This is a genomic window from Bacteroides sp. 90-K9/2, assembly GCF_047310725.1.
GTDB classification, from domain to species: domain Bacteria; phylum Bacteroidota; class Bacteroidia; order Bacteroidales; family Bacteroidaceae; genus Bacteroides; species Bacteroides vicugnae.
Window position 1 is genome coordinate 269,753 of record NZ_JBCGVL010000003.1, and the last position, 17,021, is coordinate 286,773.

Annotated in this window: 14 protein-coding genes; 7 read left to right on the top strand and 7 right to left on the bottom strand. The window is 41.8% G+C overall.

Features of this window, described 5'->3' with window-relative positions; translation table 11 throughout:
* The first annotated feature begins 3 nt into the window (after positions 1-3).
* Positions 4-228, top strand: a complete 225-nt coding sequence (locus AAHJ11_RS10485; protein WP_004300640.1) for a (4Fe-4S)-binding protein — start codon at positions 4-6, stop codon at positions 226-228.
* Between the two features lie 38 nt (positions 229-266).
* On the opposite strand, the gene AAHJ11_RS10490 is transcribed toward AAHJ11_RS10485, so the two are convergent.
* The 4 genes from AAHJ11_RS10490 to mutY form a co-directional block, all read right to left on the bottom strand.
* Complete coding sequence (locus tag AAHJ11_RS10490; protein ID WP_320979086.1) at positions 267-899, bottom strand: 4'-phosphopantetheinyl transferase family protein; 633 nt, start codon at positions 897-899, stop codon at positions 267-269.
* Entirely contained in the window at positions 877-2,232 is a 1,356-nt protein-coding gene (locus AAHJ11_RS10495) for a gliding motility-associated protein GldE (RefSeq protein ID WP_217721123.1), read from the bottom strand. Before AAHJ11_RS10495 ends, AAHJ11_RS10490 begins: the two co-directional genes overlap by 23 nt.
* An 80-nt stretch (positions 2,233-2,312) precedes the next feature.
* The gene (ssb, locus tag AAHJ11_RS10500) at positions 2,313-2,801 is read right to left on the bottom strand and encodes a single-stranded DNA-binding protein (RefSeq protein ID WP_320979087.1); all 489 of its coding nucleotides are present in this window, start codon (positions 2,799-2,801) and stop codon (positions 2,313-2,315) included.
* A gap of 190 nt (positions 2,802-2,991) precedes the next feature.
* Positions 2,992-4,026: an A/G-specific adenine glycosylase gene (gene mutY / locus AAHJ11_RS10505; RefSeq protein ID WP_320979088.1), complete on the bottom strand. Its 1,035-nt coding sequence runs from the start codon at positions 4,024-4,026 to the stop codon at positions 2,992-2,994.
* A gap of 211 nt (positions 4,027-4,237) precedes the next feature.
* On the opposite strand from mutY, the gene AAHJ11_RS10510 reads away from it, so the two are divergent.
* The 3 genes from AAHJ11_RS10510 (at position 4,238) to AAHJ11_RS10520 (ending at position 8,297) form a co-directional block, all read left to right on the top strand.
* Positions 4,238-4,513, top strand: coding sequence for an HU family DNA-binding protein (locus AAHJ11_RS10510; protein WP_004300646.1), 276 nt, complete (start codon positions 4,238-4,240; stop codon positions 4,511-4,513).
* A gap of 282 nt (positions 4,514-4,795) precedes the next feature.
* Entirely contained in the window at positions 4,796-6,370 is a 1,575-nt protein-coding gene (locus AAHJ11_RS10515) for an Rne/Rng family ribonuclease (RefSeq protein ID WP_148364845.1), read from the top strand.
* 178 nt (positions 6,371-6,548) lie between these two features.
* Positions 6,549-8,297, top strand: coding sequence for an ATP-binding protein (locus tag AAHJ11_RS10520; protein ID WP_217721125.1), 1,749 nt, complete (start codon positions 6,549-6,551; stop codon positions 8,295-8,297).
* A 77-nt stretch (positions 8,298-8,374) separates the two neighbouring features.
* Here AAHJ11_RS10520 and AAHJ11_RS10525 read toward each other — a convergent pair whose 3' ends face one another.
* The 3 genes from AAHJ11_RS10525 to AAHJ11_RS10535 all read right to left on the bottom strand — a co-directional run bounded on the left by AAHJ11_RS10525 (position 8,375) and on the right by AAHJ11_RS10535 (position 13,945).
* Positions 8,375-8,875, bottom strand: a complete 501-nt coding sequence (locus tag AAHJ11_RS10525) for a GNAT family N-acetyltransferase (RefSeq protein ID WP_320982732.1) — start codon at positions 8,873-8,875, stop codon at positions 8,375-8,377.
* Between the two features lie 771 nt (positions 8,876-9,646).
* Positions 9,647-12,628, bottom strand: coding sequence for a hypothetical protein (locus AAHJ11_RS10530; protein WP_320982731.1), 2,982 nt, complete (start codon positions 12,626-12,628; stop codon positions 9,647-9,649).
* Between the two features lie 372 nt (positions 12,629-13,000).
* On the bottom strand, positions 13,001-13,945 hold the full coding sequence (locus AAHJ11_RS10535; RefSeq protein WP_217721128.1) for a tyrosine-type recombinase/integrase: 945 nt from the start codon (positions 13,943-13,945) through the stop codon (positions 13,001-13,003).
* Positions 13,946-14,147: 202 nt separating this feature from the next.
* Between AAHJ11_RS10535 and AAHJ11_RS10540 the strand changes: the two genes are divergently transcribed.
* The 3 genes from AAHJ11_RS10540 to dnaB all read left to right on the top strand — a co-directional run bounded on the left by AAHJ11_RS10540 (position 14,148) and on the right by dnaB (position 16,886).
* Positions 14,148-14,417, top strand: coding sequence for a DUF4248 domain-containing protein (locus tag AAHJ11_RS10540; protein WP_099147019.1), 270 nt, complete (start codon positions 14,148-14,150; stop codon positions 14,415-14,417).
* Between the two features lie 461 nt (positions 14,418-14,878).
* Complete coding sequence (locus tag AAHJ11_RS10545) at positions 14,879-15,502, top strand: hypothetical protein (protein ID WP_320979090.1); 624 nt, start codon at positions 14,879-14,881, stop codon at positions 15,500-15,502.
* 4 nt (positions 15,503-15,506) lie between these two features.
* Complete coding sequence (gene dnaB / locus AAHJ11_RS10550; RefSeq protein ID WP_320979091.1) at positions 15,507-16,886, top strand: replicative DNA helicase; 1,380 nt, start codon at positions 15,507-15,509, stop codon at positions 16,884-16,886.
* The last annotated feature ends 135 nt before the right edge of the window (positions 16,887-17,021 follow it).

The following is a 17,021-nucleotide window of genomic DNA, read 5'->3' on the forward strand; positions in this document are numbered from 1 at the left end:
TATATGGGAAAAAAAATTGAATATACCAATGGTGAACTGACCATTGTGTGGCAGCCTGAATTATGTCAGCATGCCGGAATATGTGTAAAGATGCTACCCAATGTTTATCATCCAAAAGAAAGACCCTGGGTACAAATTGAAAATGCGACAACAGAAGAATTAATTGCACAAATCGGCAAATGTCCGTCAGGAGCATTGAGCTATCGACTTAATAAAAAAGAGAAATAACACACCGAGAAAAGAGCTTCACACACTTCTTCATCCGTTCAATTCAATGTCCACGTCAATACAAAGTCCGGACAGCTACGATAACCGACAGAATAAAGTTCTTGCTGCTCCGTAGCCAACTCCTGAACCTGAAACGTCCCCTCCGCTTGAGGAATAAAATGCGTCAACCGGAGTTTACGAAGATCAGCATCCGCATTTTCCATCCGCTTGAAAACAGCTTCCTTTGCCGACCAATGCAATAACAGCCCCCAGGTTATATCTCCCAGATAAGATTCTACTTGCTCGTCAGGACGGATATAACGGTCGGATACCTTGTGAACCCGTTGAGCATATTGTTCAATGTCAATGCCTACCGGAACCGAAGAAGCAAGCATCACCGCCACATAACCTTTCGTATGAGAAATACTGATAAAAAAAGAATGATCTGTGAGATAAGGTTTCCCCTCCGAAGAATAACCGATTTCCTTATCCTCCTGCAACATGGAATACAACAGAACACGAACCGACAACCATTCCATCTTACGACGTTCGGAGACAAAGCGATTCAATTCCTGCTCACAGAAAGCTCTTCGCGCACCGGGCAAAAGAAGCAATAAAGCATCCAAAGACTCTTCCATCTTCCAGACAGCCCACTGTATACCATTTGTCTTATACTGCAGAAACAACGCCATCTTCCACTTCCTTCGGCAGAATTGTGAACTTAACTTTCAATATACGGCGACTATCCATTTCGAGCACTTCAAACTCATAATTGTGATACGTCACTTTCTCATGCAGCACCGGGAATTCACCTTTAATTTCGAGCAACATACCTGCCAATGTATCTGCATCACCCACCACCTTTTCAAATTCGTCTTCGTCTACTTTTGCAATCTTATAGAAATCCGTCAACTGCGTTTTCGCTTCAAATATCCAAGTATGGTCATTCAAAACAACGTATGTACGCTCTTCATCATCGTATTCGTCGTGAATTTCCCCTACAATCTCTTCAATAATATCCTCCATCGTTACCAGTCCGGAAGTTCCTCCAAACTCATCCACAACGATAGCAATATGAATCTTATTCGCCTGGAAGTCACGCAGCAAATCATCAATCATCTTCGTCTCCGGCACAAAATAAGCCGGGCGAATCAATGACTGCCAACGGAAATTATCCCCCTTATTGACATGAGGCAGAAGATCTTTAATATACAGCACCCCCTTGATATTGTCCCGTGAACCGGAATAGATAGGAATACGTGAATAAGCATTTTCAATGATACACAGCATCACCTCCTTGAAAGACGTACGGATATCCAAATCGACCATATCCAGGCGTGATGTCATCACCTCCTTCACGGTTTCCCCACCGAAACGGATAATGCCCTCCAGAATATTATTCTCTTCAGAAAGCTCCGCTTTATCCGTCAGTTCCAACGCGTGCGACAGTTCATCCACAGAAATATTGTGACTCTTCTTAGCAAAATGCTTATTCAGAAAAGTTGTCGAACGCACAAGCACAGTAGCTATCGGACGGAATACCTTCTCCAGGAAGTAAATTCCCGGTGCCGAAAAACGGCAAAAGGCTAATGTTTTCTGTGCCGAATAGATCTTTGGCATAATTTCACCGAACAACAACAGCAGGAAAGTCAGGATGACGGTCAGTATCAGGAACTCTGCCAATGGAGAATGGAAGACAAACACATTCATAAAGAAGAAGTTGCAGAGCATGATAATGGTCACATTCACAAAATTGTTCGTAATCAATATCGTTGCCAAGAGGCGTTCTGAATCACCCAACAGGGCACTTATTTTTTCATCGGAAGGATGATTGTGTTCATCAATATCATTCCGGTCGGAAGGAGTAAGTGAGAAAAAAGCTATTTCGGAAGCCGAAGCAAAGCCGGAAGCAAGCAGGAGCACACCTGCCAGCACTATGGCAATAATAGCAGAGATAGAAGGAGTGTTTACGGTAATACCGTTGAAAATGTCAGCCAACTGGCTTAAATAACCATCTGAGTCCAAAGAGTTTATATTTTAGTTAAACAAAAGATAATGTGCCAATGAGCTAGAAAAAAAATCGATTGGCACACTATCACATTATCCTAGAACGGCAAATCATCTGCCGGATTATCTTGTACAGGTTGCGCCTGCGACTGCTGCGTTTGTTGCGTTTGTTGTGGCTGGCCGGCAACCGGTTGTTGCTGCTGTCCCGTAGCAGGCTGTCCGGAAGCAGAAGCTCCCGCACCCGAATTGGCTCCTTTCGAAGACAACATTTCCATATAATCGACGTAAATTTCAGTAACATAACGCGTAGCACCAGACTGGTCACTGTAAGAACGGGTTTTTATCTTTCCTTCCAGATACAACCTTTCTCCTTTGCGTACATACTTATCCACAATTTCCGCCCAACGGTTGGATGCAACGATATTGTGCCATTCTGTTCTGTCGGGAATCTGGGTTCCATTAGCCAAGGTATATCCACGTTCCGTCGTAGCTAACGAAAAAGTAGCCACCGCTGAACCTGCATCGAAATATTTCACCCGCGGATCTTGTCCTACGTATCCTAACAATATCACTTTATTTACTGACATATATGTATCAAGTTTATGATTCTTAAATCAAATCTGTCGCCAAAATTAAACAGAATAACAATAGGATGCAAGAATTTTAAGTATTAAAGTTTTAAGTATTAGGTATTAATCAAGTATTAGGTTTTAAGTATTAAGTATTAGGCTGTGCCATAAACTGGATGGTTAATACTTGATACCTAATACTTGATACCTAATACTTGATTAAGTTTTGCACCAGCTTTGAAATAGCGTACTGCTCCAGTTCCTCTACTTTTATTTTCTGGAAATCACCGAAAGAAGCCAAATTTTCAGAGATTGTTACTTCATACAGATTAGCATAAATCACCCGGTGAGACAACACATGCTTCACTTCCCTGCAAACAGAACGCACCACCGGCACTTCCCCCGATGCAAAGAATGCACGGAATTCCGGCAAAGCAAGAAACTCTTCCTCCGAAAGAGCCGTCGGAGTTTCTATCAATGGCAATTCGAACAAATTCTTCCAAATATCATTTCCTGTCCGTTTATTTATAAAGGTATACGCGCCCGCACGTACATAAATATAATTGAAGTAACGGTTGGTAGTCTTTGTTTTGTGCTGTTTCACCGGAAGCTTTGTCACCAACCCCTTCGAAAGTGCCGAACAACCGCCTGCCAACGGACAGAACAAACAGTTGGGCGACTGCGGAGTACACTGAATTGCTCCGAAATCCATTATCCCCTGATTATAAACAGCCGGATGCTTTTTATCCAACATCTCGTCTGCCAATGCTGCAAAAAGTTTCTTTCCCTCCGTCGAATCAATCGGAGTATCTATACCGAAATAACGTGAAAGCACCCGATACACATTGCCATCCACCACCGCATAGGGCATGCCGTAAGCAAACGAACAGATAGCCGCCGCCGTGTACTCCCCCACTCCTTTCAGAGCCAGCACTTCCGGATATGTTTTCGGGAAAACACCATTCATGCTTTTGGCGGCGGCATGAAGATTGCGGGCACGCGAATAATACCCCAACCCCTGCCAATACTTCATCACCTCATCCTCATCCGCAGCGGCCAAAGTCTGTACATCGGGAAAACGCTTGATAAAGCGAAGAAAATAATCATACCCCTGCGCCACCCGCGTCTGTTGAAGAATAATCTCCGAAATCCAGATCAAATACGGATCGGCAGACTCCCTCCAAGGCAATTCACGTTTATTCTCTTCATACCACTCTACAATCGTTTTCGTAAACTCGTTCATATCCTCTCTACTAATGTATTATCTAACATTTATCTTGTATATCCTACTCAAAAGGCACACAAAAGTAACTCTTTTAGCTCTAAGAAAACCCTATGCCACTATTTTTTTAGAAAAATGTGCAGAATATATTTTTTTAGGAGCTTAAAAAGCTATATATTTGCAGTCCAAAAAATTAGCAATAACATAGTAATAATATTTTTTTTAAGGAAAAATGACTAAAGCAGATATTGTAAACGAGATTACAAAGAAAACTGGGATTGACAAGCAGACAGTTCTTACAACAGTTGAAGCATTTATGGATGCAGTAAAGGATTCGCTGTCTAATGATGAGAATGTATACCTGCGTGGGTTTGGTAGTTTCGTAGTAAAGAAAAGAGCACAGAAGACTGCTCGCAACATTTCTAAAAATACTACGATTATTATTCCGGAGCACAACATTCCGGCTTTCAAACCGGCTAAGACATTTACAATTTCAGTAAAGAAATAATAAACAAGAGTATTAACCCATAAAATGTGAAGCTATGCCAAGCGGAAAAAAGAAAAAAAGACATAAAATGTCTACGCACAAGCGTAAAAAAAGACTAAGAAAGAACAGACATAAAAGCAAAAAATAATTTTTAAGTCTGGATCACACAGAAATAAAGAACAAACTTGCGAAGCCAATGTCTTTCAAGTTTGTTCTTTGTTTAAGTAGCTAACCCAAAATGAACATTTTGTAAAAAAAGTTGTTCATATAAATGAGATTCAATCAATAATAAGGAAACAAACAGTGACAAGTGAACTAGTAGTTGACGTACAGCCCAAAGAGGTCTCCATCGCCCTTCTCGAAGATAAGAGCCTGGTGGAACTTCAAAGCGAAGGAAGAAATATTTCTTTCTCTGTGGGCAATATGTATTTGGGACGTATCAAGAAATTGATGCCCGGACTCAATGCATGCTTTGTAGACGTCGGTTACGAGAAAGACGCTTTCCTTCATTATCTGGACTTGGGTCCTCAATTTAACTCACTCGAAAAGTTTGTAAAGCAGACTTTAAGCGACAAAAAGAAGCTGACCTCCATCAGCAAAGCAACCCTGCTTCCCGACCTTGACAAGGATGGAACTGTATCCAACACACTCAAGGTAGGACAAGAAGTAGTGGTGCAAATCGTTAAGGAACCGATCTCCACTAAGGGGCCGCGACTGACGTCCGAAATTTCGTTTGCCGGACGCTATCTCGTACTGATCCCTTTCAATGATAAGGTTTCGGTATCGCAAAAAATTAAATCGAGCGAAGAACGCGCCCGCCTGAAACAGCTGCTGATGAGCATCAAGCCGAAAAACTTCGGTGTCATTGTCCGCACGGTAGCCGAAGGCAAACGCGTAGCCGAACTCGACGGAGAGCTTAAAGTCTTGGTTAAGCATTGGGAAGATGCGATGGTAAAAGTACAAAAAGCCACCAAGTACCCGACGTTGATTTATGAAGAAACCAGCCGCGCCGTAGGTTTGTTGCGCGACCTCTTCAACCCATCATTTGAGAATATTCACGTCAACGACGAGGCTGTGTACAATGAAATTAAAGATTACGTATCACTGATTGCGCCCGACCGGGCTAATATCGTGAAACTGTACAAAGGCCAACTTCCCATTTACGACAATTTCGGTATCACCAAGCAGATTAAATCATCGTTTGGTAAAACAATCTCTTACAAGAGTGGTGCCTATCTGATTATTGAGCACACTGAGGCGCTTCACGTAGTAGACGTGAACAGCGGCAACCGCACCAAGAATGCCAACGGGCAGGAAGGTAACGCACTCGAAGTAAATCTGGGAGCCGCCGACGAGCTGGCCCGCCAACTGCGATTAAGAGATATGGGTGGTATCATTGTCGTCGACTTCATTGATATGAATGAAGCCGAAAACCGTCAAAAGCTTTATGAACGAATGTGTGCCAATATGCAGAAAGACAGGGCACGGCATAATATTCTGCCGCTTAGCAAATTCGGGCTAATGCAGATTACACGCCAACGTGTGCGTCCGGCAATGGACGTCAACACGACCGAAATCTGTCCTACTTGCTTCGGCAAAGGCACCATCAAATCGTCCATTCTCTTTACGGACACTTTGGAGAGTAAAATTGATTACCTGGTCAATAAACTGAAGGTTAAGAAATTCTCGTTACACGTCCATCCGTATGTTGCCGCCTACATCAATCAGGGACTCGTTTCCCTGAAACGGAAGTGGCAAATGAAATATGGATTCGGAATTAAGATTATTCCAAGTCAGAAACTCGCATTCCTGCAATATGTGTTCTATGATACACATGGAGAGGAAATCGATATGAAGGAAGAAATCGAAATCAAATAGACAGAAAAGGCGGCTCGTTAGGTACGGGTCGCCTTTTTGTTTATTCTATTTTTCTTCAACTATCCATTTTTCAAGATTACGGATTTCCGCACTGAAATTGATTCCTATTTTAAAAAGCTTCCGTCCATCCATCAAGATTCATTTTTTATTGTTACTTTTGTGAGAAAATGAAAGAGGCATGAATCAACCAGTAAAGCGCAAACGTATTCCTTATGGAATGATGAACTTCATCGATGTCCGCGAAGACGACTGTTACTACGTGGACAAGACACATTATATCCCGCTCATAGAGAATGCGAATAAGTATTTCTTTTACATTCGTCCACGCAGATTCGGGAAGAGTTTAACGATTTCCATGCTCCGACATTATTATAATATACTCGAAGCTGATAAGTTCGAGAAATGGTATGGCGACTTATATATAGGCAAGCATCCCACTCCCGAACGCAATTCATATCTCATCATTTACCTCAACTTTGCCGTAGTTAATGCGGAATTGAAAAGTTACCGTGAATCATTAGACGCGCATTGCAACACAGAATTCAACTTCTTCTGCGATGTTTACGCCCAATATCTTCCCGAAGGGATAAAAGAAGAGATGAATAAGAAAAAGGGAGCCGTAGAGCAACTGGACTATTTATATAAAGAATGCGTCAAGACCAATCAACAGATTTATCTGTTCATTGATGAATACGATCACTTTACAAACAAAATCTTATCCGAACCTTCCTGCCTGGAAGATTATAAGAGCGAAACACATGGGACCGGTTATTTACGCAGTTTCTTCGATACAGTGAAAGCCGGTACAGACTCCACGATCAAACGTTGTTTCGTAACAGGTGTCAGCCCCGTCACGATGGACGATCTGACTAGCGGATTCAATATCGGCACCAACTATTCACTTTCCCCGGAATTTAATGAAATGACCGGATTTAACGAAGAAGAAGTGCGCGCAATGCTGGATTATTACGCCACTACCTGCGAGTTCCATCACTCTATCGACGAGCTGATAGAAGCAATGAAGCCTTGGTATGACAATTACTGCTTTTCAGAGCAAAGTTACGGAAATACCACCATGTACAATTCCAATATGGTGCTTTACTTTGTAGATAACTACATTCGTAATGAAGGATATATGCCTCGCAATATGGTAGAAGAGAATATCCGCGTAGATTATAACAAACTACGAATGCTCATCCGCAAGGATAAAGAATTCACCCATGATGCCTCGACTATTCAAACATTAATAAAACAGGGATATATCACTGGTGAGCTAAAAACGGGCTTCCCAGCCGAGACTGTTGCAGAACCGGATAATTTTGTCAGCCTACTGTTCTATTTCGGCATGTTGACTATCAGCGGAACGTTAGAAGGAGAAACGAAGTTGACCATTCCCAACCAAGTAGTACGTGAACAGTTGTACAGTTACTTATTAGATACATACAACGAAGCAGATCTCCGTTTCGATAATTGGGAAAAAGGAAAACTGGCATCTGCCATGGCTTATCGTGGCGACTGGAAAGCCTATTTCAACTATATCGCCGAATGCCTGCACCGCTACTCTTCCCAACGTGACAAACAAAAGGGCGAAGCATACGTACATGGATTTACACTGGCTATGACTGTACAAAACCGTTTCTATCGTCCTATTTCCGAGCAGGAAAATCAGGAAGGATATGCCGATATCTTCATGTTTCCTTTATTGGATATTTACAAAGATATGCTTCATTCATACATTATAGAACTGAAATATGCCAAAGGAAAGGATAACGATGAAAAAGTAGAGCAACTCCGCCAGGAAGCCATCACACAAGCCAACCGCTATGCCGCCAGCGAAACGGTGCAAAAAGCAATCGGAACAACGACGCTGCACAAAATTATTGTTGTCTATCAAGGCATGAAAATGGCGGTGTGCGAAGAAGTTTAAAGTTCATATATATTCAAATGCACTATACAGAAAAGGCGACTCGTTAGGTACGGGTCGCCTTTTTGTTTGATTATTGTCTATTCTTCTTTCAAATCATAATACAACAAACGAATATGTTTATCATCATCATTTGGAAGCAGCAGACTAAAATTATTTTTCTCATAAAATGGAATAGCGTTTAAATATGCATCCACAGTAATGAAACGACATCCAGTTTTATTGTTCTCGATAAAATAGTCTTTTATAAAATCCATCAATACTGTACCGATACCTGTACCAGAATAAGCAACATCAACAGCAAAACGGCATATTTTCACAGCGGGACAACTTTTCAAACGCTTATCATTAACAAAACGATGCTTACGAAACCTATTAAATTCTGTCTTATTCTCAAAATCCCCTAACGAAACACGGTCATTAGCCAAACTGAAATATGCTATTATCCTATCATCAACTTTAGCGATGTAAGACACTGCCAGTAATGCCTCCCGATAAAACGAAGCCTCATGCAAAATAAAATCGTTCAAGTCGGCATCACCGCAATTGAACGATTCTTCTATTTTTTCACCTTCTTCCATCCGACTAATGCGGAATTTAGAAAAGTCTATTTGTACACCTATTATCCAATCATTTAAAATTGGTTGCCGCTTTCATAACGAGCTCATAATTTTTGCGTCTACGTTCCCGCTCCTCTTTCGACACTTTACGTGGACTTTTCATCTTTTCTTCAAACCGACGAGCATCCTCTCCAAACAATATTGGGGTTTCTCTTATTGGTCTTGCCATCTCATTACCTCCTTTCATTAATTGTAGATACAAAGGTAACACAATTTCTCCTATAGCAAATCATCATACATTTTCTTCTTCAGGAAGGATATGCCGATATTTTCATGGTGGTATGTGAGGACGTAAAATAGCAAGAATGGGTGTTTGGTAATTATCGTGCGATAATCTACAACTAAGATTTCTTCTTAAAGATTGAAAAGCCCGGACTTTCGCAAGCCCGGGCTTTCCGTATTCTCTCAAAGCATCTCCTTAATCTATAGGGAAATGGGGTACTAGTATTAAAAAAATAACGTACTAGCATAATATAGGGAGATACATTCAGAGTAAAGATAAAAGGGATGCCAGTGGGAAATTAGGGCGGCATCCCTTTCTAAAAGAAGTACAGAAAGGGGAGGACTGACTTTCACAAGCTAATGCCTTCCATCTGTTACTTCTTGACGTATTCTTCACCAGCGTGGTGAAGAAGGGTTTATCTATCACCAGAGATTAATATCTCCCGTTCCTTTTATTAGAAGAACCTATAAGTTACGGGAGATATTGTTATCTGATTAATTAGCAGGTTATTATTGTTTGTCTACCCAAGTCGGAACAGTGACTGTTATCGACTTAGCCTGACCAACCATGCTACCCCAAGGAGAGGTAGGAGTAGCTGTCACAACAACTTCCATCGTACTCTTGATCGTACTTGTTTCAGCTATTGATTTAATCAATTTGAGTTTACTGTCAGAAATAGTAGGCACTTCAAAAGAGGATGCATCTTTTCCTGAAAGAGAATACACGATAGAGAAATTATAGATATCCATAGCGTTATTGCTGCCATAGGTATCATTATCAGCTGTAGGCCATACGTTTTTCTTATCTCCATCTTTCCAAACAAATGCAGTTGTCAAATCAAGACCATTTGTTCTTGCAGTCGCGTTTTTCACGTCATACTCAAATTTGGTATTTTTTGCATCTTTATAGCCGAATGTTCCGTTCAACTCATTAGCAGGAATTACAACTGGAATAGTTATGGCGAATATTTTCTCCTTACCACATTTTCCCTCCAGTGTGACTTTGATAGGTTTGCCATCGTAATCGTTAGACACTGTAACAGTACCGTCTTTGTCAACTTTTACACCTTTACGTTCTTCCGGAGCAGCATCTTTTTGAACATCATCAGCAAGAGCAAACTCCATTGTACCACCGACAGTCGTAACCAAATTTTCATATACTTTATCGTAGTTTGTATAAAGTTCTTTCAAGCTTCTGGAGGCTGTTACTGCATTTACCTTACCATTAACATCTTTACCTAAATTAATAAGCAATGTTCCGTCTGTATAAGTATTAGCTACCAATTTAAATGCTTTATTTTCTGCATCAGGAAGAGTTACGGTTACGCCCTTCACTGTTACATCTACTGTATAATCACCATTAGTAATCTTCGTAGTAATATCAGTAGGCGCACAAGTTGTTTCTTTAGGAATAATTAAAGCAAGTTCACCACCGCTATTAGAACCCAACTTAATTGTCTGGTCTTGCGCAACAGCATCAAAGGTACAAGAGCTGAATTTATCCGTTACTTTCATATTCAACGCATTCTTTATTGCAGCTATAACCTTATCTACACCGTCGGCACCAATAGTAGTAATATCATAAGGCTTTTCTATAGCATTCCACAAAATAGACTCTGTTGATTTAAGTGTAATAATTTGTGCCTCTCCTTCGCTGACGATTTTAACTTCCGTATATTCCTTAGCTGTATATTCTTTTGTCACAGGTTTTTTATCTCCGGCTGTTGCAGGATCCGTCACTGTTACGGTAGATTTCACAGTAGCTTTGCTTCCTGCATCTCCTTTAGCTGTCAGAACACCAGTTGCTTCTTTTAATTCAAAGGATTTTTCAGCTGTAGCCTTGTCTGTAAATGCAAATGCCACCTTGAAATATTTATCCGAGATGCCTAGTTCAGCCAAAGTCTTTGTGGAAGAAGTACCGCTAACCCTTCCACTACCATCTATTGATGTATTCACAGTTAACTCGTAATCAGAAACCTTTGTATCTCCATCGTTTTCCATATAGTCAATAGTAGCACCTTTCTTCACTGTTGCTACTGCACCATTTGCAGATGCCCATTCTACCTTGCTGATATACAAATCACTCTTCACAGCAGCAAAATAGTTTGAAGAAACATCATTCAACGTTTTCTTATCTGTAGCAACCTTGTCTTTTACAGTCAGAGCTACAGCATAACTATGACTTACCGCACTGGCATCCAACGTCACTTCAATCAAGTTAGATTCTCCTTCTACAGTTTTGATTCCTTTTATCTTGAACGGATCGTTTAAAGCACGTGTTTTCACTTTCTGGCAATCTACGGCAATATCATATTTTGCGTTTTCCTCGCCGAAGTTAGCAACCAAATCAGCTACCACAGCAGAAGGTGATACACGGAATTTCACTGTTACTTCGTCCACATTGACTACAGGTTTCCAATCTTCTTTCTTATCATCAAACTGCATATAGTAAGTATTAAACAACACCTGTCCATCTGCATATTCCGGTACATACACAATGCTCTGAATCATGCCTTTGATAGCATCAATTTCTTTCTGTAGTTTTTCTTCCAGACCTTTTATAATACCGGCATTACCTTCAGATTCTCTTTGGATAATATCTTTAACAGCTGAATTAAAGGTAACCCCCTCACCCGAAGGCAATTCCAATCCTGCCAATTGTTGTTTTGTTTCATCAATCTGTTTGATGACAGCTGCATAATCCTCATAAGTTGAGCCATCTCCTACAGCTTTATCGATAGCTGCCAACAACAGATTCAGCTTATCCATTTGAGCTTTATACTCTTTAGAGAAAAGCGTTTCATTTACTTCTTTCACAAAAGCAGCAAGATCCGCATTTTCCTTAAAGTTTTCAGAAAGATACTTATTGACGTCTGCAAGCACTGTACCGACAGCCGTTTTCACAACTTTATCCACATAAAGAGCAATACTACCCTCTTTGCCGATAGCATTCAAAATCTCCTGATTCAGATAAGCATCAAAACCGGTATTTTTATAGCCACTAATATCCTTATTATTCTGATAAGCAGCTTCGGCATCGATCAAAGTCTGCAAAGTAGATTTAGCAGTTTCGAGGTCGGTGATCTTTTTTTTCAGTCCATTGATGTAATCATCATCTCCTAAAGCCTTCTTCAAAGCGGCCAAATCATTTTGAGCTGTAGCCAGTTTACCAGCCAAATCTTTTGCATTCTCACCTACTGCTGTTTTCAGAGCTTCCTGCAAATCAGCAATCTGCTGTGTCAACGAAGTTTCAGACGAAGGATCATTCACCAGTTTTTCCAGTTTGGCCAATTGTTCTTTCAATTCCTTGCTCGCCTTATCAACAGCTGCATTCATGTCTTCCGTGCTTACAGGACTAGCAGATGTGATCTTATCAACCTGCTCCTGCAAGCCTTTAATGTCATCATCATAATCCTTACAGCTCGTTACTGCTGTACTGACTGTAAGCGTCAATGCCCCAAAAAGCATTACCCTAACAAATTTTTTCTTCATAACTACTTAAAAATTACATTAATAATATATTATTAAACACTAAGTTTCAATAATAGCCGCCCGTTACTTCGTAGGTAACGGATAAACCTTTGTACCTGCTCTTTTGGAGTAGTCAATACTGAAAAATGAGACGATAAGCAATGAAACATTTTTACCCCTGCTTCTGAAAGGCAGTAGAGGGAGGGAAATCTTTTGCAAAATTTAGAAGTTAACAAAGTCCTAATACAAAGAATCCGTGTGTTTTATTTGTTTAATTCCTCTTTTGAGTAGTTTATTAGAAAAAATGTATGATTTCGTTTGGTTGTTTTAAGAAATATGCTCATATTTGCACCGATATTTCAACCCGTTACCTACGAAGTAACAGAGTAAAAATCAAGCACTTGTACCTATCACCGAGCGTTTTACAAAGTCGATCACCTGTTTATTTGCTTCATCAATTTTCCTACTCCGGAAAGGTTTCAAATAAGTTTCTGTTACAGTGATAGACGAATGTCCCATTGCTTCGGAAATAATGCCCGGATGAATTTCGCAATAATACGCAGTGGTCGCCCAAGTATGACGTGCGGTATATGAGCTCAACCGATCTTTGAGTCCAAGCAGCTTTCCCACCAGTTCCAACTGATAGTTAAAATTGCGCAGAGCCAGTTGATATTCCTTATACGCCATTGGCGAACCTTCGTCACTGTGAAGAATCGGGAATAAATAGGGCGACTGCTCCTCGCGGCTCCTATACTTCCGTAAAAGAAACATCGCTTCCGAGGTCAACGTCACAGACAGCGGACGCCCCGTTTTACGACGACGATAACTAATCACATTCCCCCGGAGATCACTCTTACGCAGATAAGCCAAATCGACAAAAGGCAATCCCCGGAGCAGGAACATAAGAATGAACAACTCCTGCGCACTCCTCATGGCAGAAGTAACCGCATCCGACTGCAACAGACGGGCAAATACCTTCTTCATATCCTCCGCATCCAATGCCCGGCGACGGTCCGCCCGCGTACCTGTATATACGGAGCGAAACAAATGTGGCACATAAGGCGCCTTCCGAAGATCGACAGCACGATTGTAAACCGCACGCAACGTGCGAAGATATGTAGACACCGTGTTCCAGCTACACCCACGAGCCCGAAGGCTACCCTCAAAATGCTTCAGCCACTCCGGAGTTATTTCCCGGAACGACAAACAACCGGAACCCTGAAAAGTAAGAATCGCATTCAAACTACTTCTATATACATGAGCAGTCCCTAAATTCCCACTCTGCTGCAAATCAACAGCCACTTGCTTCATAAACGAAGTAAAACTTTCCTTCTTCATTAAAAAATAATTTAATAATTAATATTTACCATTCCCACAATTTACTTTAGTAAAATACGAAAATATATATACAAAAATTTACATACATAAAATTATAAAGTTAAAAACTGAAATATTCACATTATCTATCAAATTTATTTTCATACATTTGCGCAGTTTTTTAAACAAATAACTCTTTTAATTACTAAAAAACAACAAAGTTATGAACAACAATGAACCAGCTGTCGAACACTACAGCATCAATGGATTCAAGTATTTCTCCGAGTTGGCGAAAGAATATTTTCCTGATCTGGCAAACGCCTCTTCCGCCAGCAAAAAAATGCGCAAACGCATCAAAGCAGACAAGACGTTGAATGAACAACTGGCTGCCGCGTATTACACCTGCCAAACAATCGACATCAGTCCCGAAATGCAACTAATCCTTTACCGTCATTGGGGACCTCCCCACATCGACCTGCCGACAAACGTTTAATTACGTAGTAGAAAACGAAAACATCGACAAGGAATAAAAGGAAAATCGAACTATATATTTTTAAATATATCATTTATCTTTTTATTGTTTATTATGTATTCCACTTTGCGTTCACCACTTTTTTCAGATAAGAAGATAACTATCATTTATACAGCTATTTACCGAAAGAAAAAAGCGTTCCACAAAGCGTTCGGCAAAATGACCGTTTTTTTCATTCCAAACAGAGCCTCCGAATCCCCCTAACGAAGGCTCTGTCTATCTCCGGCAGAAGCTCTATCAAACACAAACAGAGCATCCATTTCATCTCCCGATCACTTCTTCGCCCCATGAAAGAAAACAAAAATACAACAACTTACGTACCACAACTATTCTTCTTCGTCCACACCCGTCCACAAACAGGCACACCCCTTGCAAACCGCACGGAAACAGCGTACTTTTACAGAAAATTTAAATAATACCCAATGAAAAAAATCAATTTCCAAGCCATGCTGAAACAAGGTTTTCTCATTATCCCTAAAGCCTTAGTACAGCAGCAGATAGAAGACCTGCACATGCAAGAAGGAGAACTAGAAGCACTCCTGAAAATCCTGATGAAAGTCAACTATTCGGATACACTCTATAACGACCGACAGAACAAAGACTGCTTGTGCAAAAGAGGCGAAAGCCTATTTAGTTATCGTGACTGGAGCCACATCTTCCACTGGTCTGTCGGAAAAGCCTTCCGGTTCATACACGAGCTTGCCACGCTGGGAATTATAGAAATCATCCCCCACCCCAACAATTCCTCCCTGCATATCCGTGTCACCGAATACGACAAGTGGGTGGGAGTTCCCGACAGCGACAAGCAGAAAAAGAAAACCGTCAACGAACAGTTCCACCTGTTCTGGAATGAATTCCACAGCATCACGCAGCTCCCCAAAGAGAATATCGCCAAAGCACAACGCGAATGGAAAAAGTTGAGCGACAAGGAACAACAACTCGCCATCGACAGGATAGAGGAATATTATTTCCACCAAACGAACATCAATTTCCTTTTCCATGCCGCCAGCTATTTATCCAACAAAGCTTTTCTTAACGAATACTGATCCTATGAATACCGAAAACAGAGTTTCACCACAGGCTCCCGAAATAGAAGAAGCCATCATCGGCGCCTGCCTGATAGAGCAGGGAGCCATACCACTGGTAGCCGACAAGCTGCGTCCCGAAATGTTCTACGTCCTGCGCCATCAGGTTATCTATGCCGCCATACTGGCCATGTATCATGCAGGAATAAAGATAGACATCCTCACCGTAAAAGAAGAGCTTTCCCACCGTGGAAAGCTCGAAGAGGCGGGCGGACCGTTCGGCATCACCCAATTGAGCAGCAAGGTGGCAACCTCCGCCCATCTTGAATATCATGCGCAGATCGTACACGAGAAATATCTGCGACGCGAAATGATTCTGGGGTTCAACAAACTCCTCGCCTGTTCGCTAGACGAAACGATGGATATCGACGACTCACTGGTAGACGCACATAACCTGCTCGACCGTCTGGAAGGCGAATTCGGCCATAACAACCACATGCGCGACATGGATGAACTAATGACCGCCACCATGGTAGAAGCCGAAGGACGTATCGCCAACAACAAAAACGGAGTGACCGGCCTCCCTACCGGACTGGCGGATCTGGACCGCATGACGTCCGGACTACAGAAAGGCGAGTTGGTGGTGGTCGCCGCCCGTCCCAGCGTAGGAAAAACGGCATTCGCACTACACATGGCACGAAGCGCAGCAATGGCAGGGTATGCCGTAGCTGTCTACAGCCTCGAGATGCAAGGAGAACGACTAGCAGACCGATGGCTGACAGCGACCAGCGAAATCAGTGCCCGCTATTGGCGATCGGGAACCGTCAGCCAACAGGAACTCGTAGAGGCACGCACAACAGCCGCTGACCTCAAACGCCTACCGATACACGTAGACGACAGCACATCGGTCAACATGGAACATATACGTTCCAGCGCGCGACTGCTGCAAAGCCAACATGCGTGCGATGCTATTATTATCGACTACCTGCAACTCTGCGACATGACAACCGGTCAAAACAACCGCAACCGCGAACAGGAAGTGGCACAAGCCACCCGCAAGGCAAAATTGCTAGCCAAAGAACTGAATGTACCGGTCGTACTGCTTAGCCAGCTAAACCGCGAATCGGAAAACCGCCCTGCCGGCCGGCCCGAACTGGCCCATCTCCGCGAGAGCGGAGCCATTGAACAGGATGCAGACGTCGTCATGCTGCTCTACCGTCCCGCCCTTGCAAGGGTAACGACCGACCGGGAAAGTGGTTATCCCACCGAAGGCCTGGGAGTAGTCATCATAGCCAAGCAACGCAACGGAGAGACAGGAAACGTCTATTTCAGACATAATCCGGAAATGACCAAGATCACCGAATATGTCCCTCCGTTAGAGTATATGCTGAAACATGCTAAATAAGAAACAATTACACTAATAACATACAATTTTATATTACAATATATAGCAGAAATCATTTTCTTATTTTATTTCATTATACACACAAAATATATAGCAAAATACTTGACTTTCCCTTTCATATTTCGTATATTTGTA